5 protein-coding genes are annotated in these 13,024 nt (G+C 53.5%); all 5 read left to right on the top strand.

The window, feature by feature from the left end:
* Positions 1-10 precede the first annotated feature (10 nt).
* The gene (locus H70357_RS28355; protein ID WP_038596278.1) at positions 11-1,381 is read left to right on the top strand and encodes a glycoside hydrolase family 28 protein; all 1,371 of its coding nucleotides are present in this window, start codon (positions 11-13) and stop codon (positions 1,379-1,381) included.
* 33 nt (positions 1,382-1,414) lie between these two features.
* The gene (locus tag H70357_RS28350) at positions 1,415-3,001 is read left to right on the top strand and encodes a glycoside hydrolase family 43 protein (RefSeq protein ID WP_038596275.1); all 1,587 of its coding nucleotides are present in this window, start codon (positions 1,415-1,417) and stop codon (positions 2,999-3,001) included.
* A 75-nt stretch (positions 3,002-3,076) separates the two neighbouring features.
* On the top strand, positions 3,077-10,453 hold the full coding sequence (locus H70357_RS28345; protein WP_052092304.1) for a pectinesterase family protein: 7,377 nt from the start codon (positions 3,077-3,079) through the stop codon (positions 10,451-10,453).
* Positions 10,454-10,719: 266 nt separating this feature from the next.
* Positions 10,720-12,546: an APC family permease gene (locus tag H70357_RS28340; RefSeq protein WP_038596274.1), complete on the top strand. Its 1,827-nt coding sequence runs from the start codon at positions 10,720-10,722 to the stop codon at positions 12,544-12,546.
* A gap of 71 nt (positions 12,547-12,617) precedes the next feature.
* Positions 12,618-12,842, top strand: a complete 225-nt coding sequence (locus tag H70357_RS28335) for a DUF6199 family natural product biosynthesis protein (protein WP_052092303.1) — start codon at positions 12,618-12,620, stop codon at positions 12,840-12,842.
* Positions 12,843-13,024 lie beyond the last annotated feature (182 nt).

Here is a 13,024-nt window from a genome sequence, read left to right as displayed (position 1 = left end):
GTGAAGCCATATGTCATTTTATAGCATTGATGACTTCGGAGCACACAAGAACAGCACGGAGCTGTCGACGGCAGCTATTGCCGGGGCGATTCAAGCGGCGAGCGAAGCCGGAGGCGGTACTGTATATATTCCTTCCGGCACCTATCGTACAGGCGCGGTCATTCTTAGCAGCAATATCGAACTGCGTCTAAGCCCCGGTGCTATCCTCTCCTTCAGCTCGGACCCTGAGGATTATCCAGTAGTGGAGTCCCGCTGGGAGGGAGTGAAGCGTGGGGTTCATGCTTCCTGCATCTTCGGCATGAACTTGGTTAATGTGTCAGTGACCGGCGGCGGCAAGCTGGATGGTAACGGCGGGCCGTGGTGGGAGAAGCAGCGCAATTCCCCCGAAGAGCTGCAGTATCCCCGGCCGAAGCTGATCAGCTTTGACAGCTGCAACAGGGTTACGCTTAAAGATTTGACCTTGGTGAACTCCCCGAGCTGGACGGTCAATCCCATCCGCTGCCAGGATGTGACCATTGATAATCTGTCGATCCACAACCCGGCCGATTCACCCAACACGGATGGCATTGATCCGGAATCCTGCGTGAACGTGCGGATCAGCAACTGCCATATCGACGTGGGGGATGACTGCATCGCCATTAAGGCGGGGACAGAGGACACGAAGGAACGGATTGCTTGCGAGAATATTGCAATTACGAACTGCACCATGATTCACGGTCACGGCGGTGTGGTGCTGGGCAGTGAAATGAGCGGCGATATCCGCAATGTCGTCATCAGCAACTGCGTGTTCAAGCAGACGGACCGCGGCATCCGGCTGAAGTCCAGACGCGGGCGCGGGGGTGTGGTCGAAGACATCCGTGTCAGCAACATTGTGATGGAGGACGTAATCTGTCCGTTTATCCTGAACCTCTATTACTTCTGCGGTCCACGCGGCAAGGACAAATATGTCTGGGACAAAAATCCCTATCCGGTGACGGAGGAAACTCCAAACTTCAGACGGATTCATTTTGCCAATATTACTGCGCGGCAGGTTCATGCGGCAGCAGGTTTTCTCTACGGTTTGGCAGAGCAATATATCTCGGAAATTACCTTCTCCGATATCGATATCTCCATGGCGGAGAATGCCGTTCCGGGACGTCCGGCGATGATGTCCGGGATTCAGGAGATGAATAACCGCGGCTTCTATCTCGGCAATGTCAGGGGTATCCGCTTCCGGCAGGTAACGATAGAGAATCATGAAGGGCCGGCGTTTTATATTGAGAACGGGGAAGAGGTGGAAATCAGCGGCTGCCAGTCCAGAAATACGCGCCAAGCGGAGGAACTGGTGCAGCAGGTGACAGTAGCCCCTTCACAGGAAGATCTCAGCGGTCTGGAAGAATGATATTGGAACATGACAAACGGAAGGAGCCAGGGAATGATTTCAGAGCACACGAAGACAGGCATTATACAGAATCCAATACTAAGGGGCTTTAACCCGGATCCTTGCCTGGTACGGGCAGGAGAAATGTATTATATCGCGGTATCCTCGTTTGAATGGCTGCCTGGTGTGCGGGTATACCAGTCCGCAGATCTGGCCGAATGGGAGCATTGTACGGATATTCTGACCCATCAGGTGGATCTGAGGGGAAATCCGAAGAACTGCAGCATCTGGGCGCCGCAGCTCAGCTATCAGGATGGATTGTTTTACCTGATCTATACAGATGTGAAGAGCACGAAACGGCCGTTCAAGGACTGTCATAACTACCTGATCACCGCCCCGGACATCGAAGGGCCCTGGAGTGAGCCGGTGTATCTGAACAGCAGCGGCTTTGATCCGTCGCTGTATCATGATGAGGACGGGCGGAAATGGCTGCTGAATGAACTATGGGATTACCGCATCACCGAAGGTAATAAATCCTCCGGCATTGTCATTCAGGAATACGCTCCGGAGCAGCGCCGGTTAATCGGTGAACCGGTCAAAATCTTCGACTGCACCGACCTCAAGAAGACCGAAGCGCCTCATATTTACAAGCGCGGCGGCTATTACTACCTGATTACCGCAGAGGGCGGGACCGGCTCCGGCCATGCCGTAACTGTGGCACGCTCCACTTCACTGCTTGGACCATACGAAGTAGATCCGCTCAATCCGATGCTGACCTCCCGCAATAATCCTGAGCTGCCGCTGCAATGCGCCGGTCACGGCAGTCTGGTCGAGACGCCGGACGGGGAATGGTATATGGCACATTTATGCACACGTCCGCTGGAGGGTGAATATGCCATTCTCGGGCGTGAAACCGCCCTGCAGCAGGTATATTGGACCGAAGACGGCTGGCTGCGGCTGACCTCCGGGGGCAGCACGCCTCTGCTGGAGGTGCAGGCACCAAAAGGAACGAAGGTCGGGAAGCAGAACCGCGCCTTGGATTTCGAGGATGATTTCAGCGGTCCGGCGCTGAAGAAGAACTGGAATACGCTGCGGATAACGGCAGATGAAAGCTGGTGTTCTCTGGCGGAAAGACCGGGATGGCTGCGGATCAGGGCCGGGGAATCGGTGCAAAGCCTGTTCCGGCACCATATCCTGGCCATCCGCCAGACGGACAGCAGCTTCCGCGCAGAGACAGCGCTTGAAGCCGAGCCAGCCAGCTATCTGCAGATGGCAGGTCTCCTGCTGTACCTCAATGAAGATAATTATCTGTACGCCTATATCAGCCATGAAGAAGGACGCGGTAAAGTGCTGCGGCTGATGCGCTGCGCGGCCGATGAATTTACTGCCGAGCCTGTAATTATTGATCTGAATGCAGGTGAAACTGTGCAGATTGCAGTGGAAGTGAGCGAAGTGAACGCGCAGTTCATGTATCTCGCCGGTGAAGCGGCGGCGTGGAAACCGCTGGGCGGAGAATATAATATAAGCTTCCTGTCTGGAGGCTTCACAGGCAACTTCGTAGGTATTGCTGCGCATGATATGGGGCAGTTCGGCGGCAGCAGCGCCGATTTCTCGTATTTCCGCTATCAAGGGAAGGCATAAAGAAGGCTTCACTTTCGGAGAGTTCCGGCAACTGCCGGAGCTCTCCGCATTCTCATATAACCTAGGAGGTTTTGTATGAAGAAAAAATGGTTGGCGGAGCTGCTGATAGCCGGTCTCCTTGCGACAAGTGTTCCATTCGGCACTGCTGAGGCCGCACTTTTGGAAGCGCTTCCTGCTTTCCCTGGTGCAGAGGGCGGCGGCAAATATGTAACCGGCGGCAGGGCACAGGCTGTGTATGAGGTTACAACGTTGGCTGATTACGGGCGCAACGAAACGCCGATCCCCGGTTCTCTCCGCGATGCGGTAAGCGGGAGCAACCGGACGATCGTATTCCGTGTAGGAGGAACGATCCGTCTGAAGGAGTCGCTGAAGATCACCGGCTCCAATCTGACGATTGCCGGCCAGACCGCACCGGGCGATGGCATAACCGTAGCCGATTATACGACATCCATAGAAGCCGACAATATCATTATGCGTTATATGCGCTTTAGACTCGGAGACCGGGTTGTCAGTGAAGATGATGCCTTCGGCTCGCGTTATCACAAGAACATCATCATTGACCACAGCTCGTTCAGCTGGTCGGTCGATGAAGTGGTCAGCCTGTATGACAATGAGAATACTACGGTGCAATGGTCGATCTCCGCAGAAAGCATGCTGATGACCAGCCATCATAAAGGGCGGCACGGCTACGGCGGCATCTGGGGCGGCAAAAATGCCAGCTATCATCATAACCTCATTGCCCATAGTACCAGCCGCAATCCCCGGCTGCCCACGATAACGAGGCTGGTCGATCTGACGGAAATGACGAACAATGTTATTTACAACTGGGGTTTCGCATCGACCTATGGCGGCGGAGCTGAAGGTTATTTGTACAATATCAGCAACAACTACTATAAAAATGGCCCCAATACTTACAGCAGCGTGAAAAAACAGTTATTCGGGGAAGTAGCGCCGGTTACGAAGCTGTATCTGGCAGGAAATGTGATGGACGGCAGTCCGGAGGTCACAGCGGATAACTGGAAAGGCGTTCAGAGCCACTCGGACAGTTCAAAGCTGGCGGAGCCGGCAGTGATGCCGAACCCTTATGTGGAAGAGCCGGCCAGCGATGCGTATGCGAATGTTCTAGCCGGAGCCGGAGCCACTTTGCCGAGACGGGATGCCTACGATGCGCGTGTGATGAATGATGTAAAGAACCGTACCGGACAGCATATCAATTCTCCATTGGAAATTGGCGGGTATCCCGACTACCCGGAGACTGCCTCCAAGGTGGTCGACCAGGATCATGACGGAATGGACGACGCCTGGGAAACAGCAAGAGGCCTGTTGCCGTCCGATCCTGCCGACCGCAACGGAACGTCGCTGTCAAGTGAAGGCTACACCAATCTTGAAGTTTATCTGAATGATCTGATTGTTCAGGCCACAGCAAGCGGAGAACATACCGACAATCCTGTAACCGCTATCAGTTTTCCAACCAACAATCAGATTCTGGAGGCGGGCAGTGATGTAACCTTAACGGCTTCCGCGAGCGACAAAGACGGGATAGCCAAGGTTGAATTTATCGTAAATGGTGTGAAGCAGGGAGAAGCTGCCACAGCACCTTACCGCTTCGAATGGAAAAATGTGCAGGACGGAACTTATTATCTCGTTGTTCAGGCTACCGACAACAAAGGCCTTAAGATACAGTCGGACAATGTTGCAGTTCATGTCAATGCCTCAGGCAGTACCGGTCCATGGACACCAGCGGATATCGGAAATCCGGGTATTGCCGGACATACCTCGGTTAATGCAGAGACCGGGCAGGTCACCGTCAAATCAGCGGGGCTGGTAGGTGCCGCCTCGGAGAGTGTCAAAACGGAGGATAACTTCCACTTTGCCTATCAGACCCTGGAGGGCAACGGAGAACTGATTGCCAAGATTGATTCTGTAACGGCGACAGATGATGATGCGAAAGTGGGAGTGATGATCCGCGACAGCCTGCAGCCTGATGCCAAGATGGCTATGATGGCGATTCCTTATGTGAAATATGGCAAAAAAGGAGTTCTAATTACCCGCTCCGTAACAGGGGCCAAGGTAGTTAGGACGGAACCTGATAGTTTTATCACCACCCCTTATTGGGTGAAGCTGGTCCGGCTTGGCGACGAAGTGACAGGGCTGGTCTCGCCGGATAAGGTGGCATGGAGCAAGGTGGGCACAGTGAACCTTGGGCTGAAAGAGACGGTTTATATGGGTCTTGCCGCCGATGCTGCCAAGGCGGATAACGAAGTTAACCGCTATAATATCTCCCGCTTCAGCGGTGTGGAACTGAAAACCCTTGACGATAAGTTCCCGGCAACACCCCTTGGACTTATAGCTGCGGGAGGCAGCAAGAAGGTGGAGCTGAAATGGGAGCCGGTCCCTTTTGCCAAGACCTACAGCATTAAACGAAGTGAGGTTTCGGGCGGGCCCTATACGCTGGTAAACAAAGACAACACAGGCAACCTCTATACCGATCTTGATGTAAGTCCGGGAAAAACCTACTATTATACGGTCAGTGCCGTGAACGAATTCGGTGAAAGCTTCGATTCGGACGAGGCGAGTGCCGAGCCTAAGGCTGAAGCGGGCAATATCTATTATGTGGATGAGGATTTCGAGCGGGTGGCTGCGGGCACCACGCCCGAGTATTATGAGGTATCTCCGAATCCACAGACCGATGCGCAAAAAGTGGTTGTTTCTGCCACACCATCCGGAAGCAAGGGAAACACGTCGGCACAAGTGCTGAATGTGTATGATTCCGCGAACGGCAATGTGCAGTTTATCCGCAAGTTCACGCCAATGACAGGTGCGCTGGTGATCGATACCGATTTTATGTTCGCTGCGGAATCGGGCACTTCAGTGTTCCTGCAGGCCCAGAGTGCGGATGGAAGCAAAACCGCGTTCTCCATTGAGAGCCGCAAACCGACGCTTCCGGCCGCAGCGGGCAAATACACACTGACGATGAGCAGGGGGAGCAGCCAATACCATCAGCTGATGAGCGCCTACGCACTGAACCAGTGGTATAACCTGAAGCTGAAGGTGGATGTGCAGGGTGATGAAGTCGAGGTCTATATCGACAACCAGCTTGCAGGCTCTTTTCCGTTTACCACCACAAATTTTGCGGGATATGGTATTGGGCGGATCCTGTCCAAAACACCGGGCGGCGGTTCCGGCAATTATTATCTGGATAATCTGAAGGTTTACGTGGAGCCAGTCGCAACGCCGCTCGGGTTAACCGGTCTTCCCGGCAACGGAGCAGCGCAGCTGAAATGGCCTGCACTTGAAGGGGCGGCCTCCTATAATGTTAAACGGGCACTTACAGCCGGCGGCCCCTATGATACGGCTGCCAGTGCCATTACGGAGACTTCCTATGTGGATAAAGAGCTCACCAATGAAACCACGTATTATTACGTTATTACTGCCGTGGCTCTCTCCGGTGAATCGGGCAACTCCAATGAAATCAGCATAACTCCTTCCGCTTCGGCAGTGAAATTGCCCGCGCCGGAGCAGCTTGCGGCGGTAAGCCGGAATGCCCAGCTAGAGCTGAGCTGGAATGCGGTGAAATATGCGGAAAGCTATACCGTCAAGCAATGGAATGCAGCAGCGGACCGCTATGAACCGGTGGCGGAGGGCCTCACGGATACCGCTTACCGCATCGGGGGGTTAACCAACGGGCAAACTTACCGTTTTGTCATCTCAGCAGTCAATGTTGCCGGGGAGGGTGAGGACTCACTGCCTGTGGAAGCACAGCCGCTCACGGCCTTGGCAACGCCTGAAGTAACCGTCCAGGCCGGTGATAGTGCCGTTAAGGTGAACTGGACGGCCGTCGGGGACGCGGACAGCTATAGAGTAACACGGGCATTGTCGCCGGAAGGCCCATATGAATTGCTCGCTGCGGAGATCAGCGGCACCAGCTATGACGATACCGGACTGGCGAATGGTACGCCATATTATTACAAGGTGGCCGCCGCCGCAGGCACCCGCAGCGGGCTGGCATCGGATGTTGCCGGAACGGTTCCGTTCCAGAACGCCGGCCAGCCCGGTATTCCTCAAGGGGTTACAGCTGAACCTGGCAACGGGGAAGTGAAGCTGAGCTGGACTGCATCTGCAGGCAACAGCAGCTACCGGATTATCCGTTCGGAGACTGGCGGCGACTATAGGGTCGTTGCTGAAGGGATCGGTGAAGCAGCGTATACCGATACCGGACTGGCAAATGGAACCGTTTATGATTATGCGGTAATCGCCGTTGACGGCAGCGGAGGCGCGGCTAGTCTTCCGTCCATGGCAGTCAGTGCGGTTCCGGCCCCGGTCATGGTAGTCGATCAGAGCGGAGCGGGAGATTACAAGACACTCAACGAAGCAATCCTGGCTTCACCTGATAACAGCACGCTCACGACGATCATCAAGGTGAAGAACGGAACGTATCCAGAGAAGGTGCTGGTGCCGGCAGGCAAGAAGAATCTGCGCATCATCGGCGAAAGCCGGGAAGGCACCTTGCTCGTCAACGCAGACTCGGCCAAGACGATAGGGCCGGACGGCAAAGAAATGGGCACCAGCGGCAGTTATACGCTTAAAGTGGCGGCAACAGATTTCACGCTGGTGAATATGACGGTTCAGAACAGTGCTGGCCGGACTGCCGGGCAGGCTGTAGCCCTATATGCCGAAGGGGACCGGGGCGTATACCGCAACGTCAAGCTGCTCGGATATCAGGATACGCTGTTCGCAGATAAAGGAAGAGCTTATTTCGTGGACAGCCATATTGAAGGGACTGTGGATTTTATCTTCGGCAACGCCGCTGCAGTGTTCGAGAACAATGTCATTCAAAGCGCGGGCGCCGGCTATGTAACTGCTCCTTCCACGGAAGCGGGTAAACCGGGATATGTATTCCTGAATAACCGCCTGACTGCCGGTGAAGGGGTGGCCGCTGGAAGCGTGGACTTGGGCAGACCGTGGAGAGACTATGGCAGCTCCACCTTCATCAATACAGATATGGGAGCCCACATCAAGCCAAGCGGCTGGCATGAATGGTATGAAGGCCGTTCCCGGACGGCACGTTTCTCCGAGTATATGAGCTATGGGGAGGGGGCCAACGCAGCCGCACGCTACAGCTGGTCCAAGCAATTAACGGCAGAAGAGGCGCAGGCCATTACCGTTCAGGCTGTGCTGGCCGGCAGCGACGGCTGGAATCCTCAGCCGCCGATGCGCCTCTTGAGCCAATCACAAGTGCCAGGAGAGAAGGTCTCTTCCATTACTGTAAGTGGTGAAGAGGGCAGGAAGACGATCGAAACGGATAAAGGCGTTCTTCAGCTTCAGGCAGTTGTGCTTCCGGAGAATGCGGCCAACCGCAATGTGCACTGGACCGTGACGGAGCCTGACGGAATGACTTCTACCCCTAAGGCCTCCATTGATGAAAACGGGCTACTTGCGGCAAAAGCAAACGGGACCGTTCTAGTGACCGCGGCTGCGCTCGACGGCAGCCGGATCAGCGGCAGTCTGGAGGTGGTAATCAGCGGGCAGGAGGAAGTTGCAGCCGGGTTGCCTTCGGCGACACTGAACGGGCCTGTCACCGTGTCGCCCGGGCAGGAATTTGCCTACCGGGTCGGTATTGCCAATGTTACTGATTCCGTCTACAGGTCGGTATACTCCGCGGACTTTACGCTGGATTATGCTGCGGCCGGGATAGAATTTATCTCCGCCCGGAGTCTCGTTGAGGGGATTACGCTTAGTCCTGTCTCCGCAGATCATCCGGGGCAACTCAGCGTCAGTGCAGCAGCAGCGGAAGGAGTTGCTCTGACCGACGCCAGGGAATTTATCGAAATCAGCTTCCGGGCCAAGGAGACGGCAGCTGAAATTTCAGTGCCGCTGAAATTCGCTGCTTTCAGCGGGTCGAATGGGATCCTGAATTTCCCGATTAAGCATGAAGCGCAGGCTGTTATCCGGGTCATTCCTAAAGTTGCTACCCAAATAAACGTCACTTCTGCAGGCAACGTGAGTGTACTGCAGACCGGGCAAAAGCTGCAAATGCATGCGGCTGTCCTGCCCGTAGGCACCACCGGTACTACGGTTACGTGGTCCGTGTATAATGCCGACGGTTCCTCTACGGTCAGGGCAACCATTACGGAAACGGGTCTGGTCACTGCAATAGCTGCCGGAAAGATCACCGTGAAGGCAGCTTCTGGTGAGAGTCCGGGCGTTGCGGGGACGATGAATCTGGAGATCAAGGATGGTAACCAGCCCCCGCAACCGGGCGGAAATCTGCCGTCTATCGTGACAACCGGCAAACAGCCGCAAATTACAGCGGGTGTCAATGGAATTACAGTCTCCCTGGCAGCAAATGTGAATGGAAAAGTCACGGCAGAGCTATCCGCAATAACGATCACAAAGGCGGTGGAAGCCGTTCAGACGGATACACTCCGGATTGAAGTGCGCTCCCCTGCGGATACCACTGCCGTCCAGCTGACGCTGCCAGCGCAGGTAATGGTTCAAGCCGTCTCCGGGAGAGTCCGGACGGTGGAGATAGACTTGGGACTGTCCAGCTTCCGGCTGGATGCGGAACTTATTCGGCGGGCAGCCGGATCAGCTTCCTCAAGCCTTACATTTACTGTTGCCAAATCAGGCAGTGAACAGATTACGGTTCAGGGTAACCTTGGCAATATCTATGAACTGGGCTTCTCCGTTGACGGGCAGCCGGTGAAGCAATTTGACGGCGGCCTGAAGGTATCGCTGAACTACGACCGTCCGGCTGCAGCTGCAGCCGAGAAAATAGTCATTTATCATATCCTTGATAAGGGTCAGGCGGAGGTCATCAGAAATTCCAAATACAACCTGCTGACCGGTAAAGTGGACTTCAGTCCGGCGCATTTCAGTAAATATGCTGCAGGTTATGCAGAGAGTATCTTTGGCGATATTGCCGGAATGGAATGGGCGAAGGGCAGTATTGAGGCACTTGCCGTCAGGGGAATCCTTGAGGGGACGGATACCCATACTTTCGGGCCCAGCTTGAAGGTAACCCGGGCAGAGTTCCTGAAGATGCTGATGCTGGCGCTAGATTTGGACGATAGCGAAGCGGCAAGCACCTTCACCGATGCTGCACCGGATGACTGGTATTACAGTTCCGTTGCGGCAGCCCAGCAGCTGGGCATCGTACTGGGCAGACCGGACGGAACCTTTGGTGCGGACGCACCCATCACCCGTGAGGAAATGGCGCTGATTGCATTCCGCGCAGCCCGGCAGGCCTATCTGCCGCTTCAGGGCTCGGGCCAAACCGCTGCATACAAGGATGCGTCCAACATTTCCGAATACGCACTGGCGGCAGTTCAAGGCATGAGCGGAGCGGGAATCATTCAAGGCGTAGGCAATAACAGCTATGCGCCTAAAGCGCAGGCTTCCCGGGCGCAGGCGGCAGTTATTGTACAGCATTTGTTCCTGTTAAGACCGTAATTTCTTAAGCAATCCGTTGTCATCCACCAGTCAGCCTGAACCGCAGCTCATAACGAGCAGCCGGTTCAGGCTGATTGTTTTTGGGTGTCCAGAGATAGTCATAATTAAATCTATTGCGCAATCCGTCGCTGAAATGTATATTTATGGGATGAATTGTACCGATCAAGATATACTTTAAGCAATAAGGTAATTTATACTTCGGTCGGACTCAGATTATTATTTACTTCCAAGGGTAATATAACATTAAAAAAGTGCGGGTGAGGCTGATGATGTCTTCGGTAAAAAGATTGCTGATTGGACGTCCGCTTAAGTCGGATCAACTGGGCGACCAAAAACTGAACAAAACCAAAGCGCTGGCTATTTTATCTTCGGATGCTTTATCCTCTGTCGCTTATGGTCCTGAACAAATCCTGCTGGTTCTGATCACCATTAGTGCAGCAGCCTTCTGGTATTCCATCCCGATTGCCATCGGTGTTTTGGTGCTGCTGACGGCCCTGATTTTATCTTACCGGCAAATTATTTATGCTTATCCTCACGGCGGCGGAGCCTACGTCGTTTCCAAGGAAAACCTCGGGAAGTATCCCGGCCTGATCGCCGGCGGCTCGCTATTGGTCGACTATATATTGACGGTTGCGGTGAGTGTATCCGCCGGTACTGACGCGATTACTTCAGCTTTTCCAAGCTTGCATCCGTATAATGTAATTATTGCCGTTGTATTTGTCCTGCTGATTACGACGCTGAATTTGCGGGGGGTTACAGAATCGGCCTCCTTCCTTGCTTATCCGGTCTACTTATTTGTTCTTGCATTGTTTATTATGATCGGACTTGGTCTGTTCAACGTTTTAACAGGTCGAGTGCCTGCTGAACTGCATACCCCCATCGGTACACCGGTAGCCGGGATCAGCCTGTTTCTGCTCCTGAAGGCATTTTCCTCCGGGAGCTCGGCGCTGACGGGAGTGGAGGCCATTTCCAATGCCATTCCTAACTTCAAGGCTCCGGCACCGAACAATGCGGCCAAAACCTTGGCGGCGATGGGGATCTTACTTGCGGTCCTGTTTTCCGGAATTGTGCTCTTGGCTTATTATTACGGGATCATCCCTAGTGAAGAGGTTACGGTGGTCTCGCAAATTGCCGAGCAGGTCTTTGGCCGGAACTTTATGTATTTCTTTGTGCAAGGCACAACGGCCTTGATTCTGGTTCTGGCGGCCAATACCGGATATTCGGCTTTTCCGCTGCTTGCGGTCAATCTGGCCAAGGATAAATTCATTCCGAGAATGTTCACGGTCCGCGGCGACCGGCTGGGGTATTCCAACGGGATTGTCAGTCTTGGCGTATTGTCCATTATTCTGATCATTGCTTTTGAAGGCCGTACTGAACATCTGATTCCGCTGTATGCGGTGGGCGTATTTATTCCCTTCACCCTCTCACAGACCGGCATGATGATCAAATGGATCCGCCAGAAGCCGGAAGGCTGGATCCCTAAGCTGATTATCAACACAACCGGGGCAGTCATCAGCTTCGTCGTCACGATGATGTTTTTCATGACTAAATTTACGCAGGTGTGGCCAGTGCTGATCTTTTTGCCGCTGATTATCCTGCTCTTTTACCGAATCCGTAAGCACTATGAAGCGGTGGCCGATCAGCTGCGGATTACGACCTGCGAACCGCCTCTGGCGATTGAGGGGAATATTATCATCCTTCCGGTTGCCGGAATTACGCATGTGGTGGAGAATTCGCTGCGTTATGCCAAGTCACTGTCCGCCGAACAGATTATTGCCGTCCACGTTCCTTTCGAGCGGGAGGATGATGCGATATTCGAAGAGAAGTGGAAGAAATTCCATCCTGAAGTGAGGCTGGTGACGCTGTATTCGCCTTACCGCAGCATCATTCATCCGCTGACCAAATTTATCGACACCGTGCAGCGCAAGGCGAGTGAATCGAATTACCAGGTGACCGTGATTGTACCGCAGTTTATCCCGAAGAAGGGCTGGCACAACATCCTGCATAATCAGTCCAGCCTGCTGATCCGCGCACATTTGCTTTACCGCAGGAACGTTATCATAACTACAGTGCCTTATCATTTGAAAAAATAGCATTCCGAAAAAAGGGATTTAAAGAAACAAATTCCGGGTATGCCCGTATAATTTTAAAAGGGGCTGATCATATGATTACCGGAATTGTCATCATGATACTCGGACTCACCACTGTAGCGTTCGGGATATATATCCGTAAGAATCCGGCAAGCGGATGGCGGATGAATGTGGGATGGAAAGTGAAAGGGGATTCCGATCCCAGCGACTCCTATCTGGAATCGGTTAAATTTTCCGGAACCATTGCCATAAGTGTGGGTGCGCTTTTTACGATATTAGGAATCTTACCGTTGCTGTAAATACAGTAAACCTTGATTGGCGAAATGCCTTTCAAGGTTTTTTTGTCGTTGTAGGGTCTGCTGCCTGTCTCTTATTTATGCTTCCTAAAGGTTGAGAATTTATAAAAACAGATTCAATATCCTGGTATTAATAGCAGTGGAAGTGCAAGTAAAATAGAAAAGCAGACGCTTGCTTCATAAGT

This window comes from Paenibacillus sp. FSL H7-0357 (assembly GCF_000758525.1).
Classification (GTDB): Bacteria; Bacillota; Bacilli; order Paenibacillales; family Paenibacillaceae; genus Paenibacillus_AQ.
Note: the sequence above shows the minus strand (reverse complement) of the source record. Positions and strands in the feature narration are given on the sequence as shown.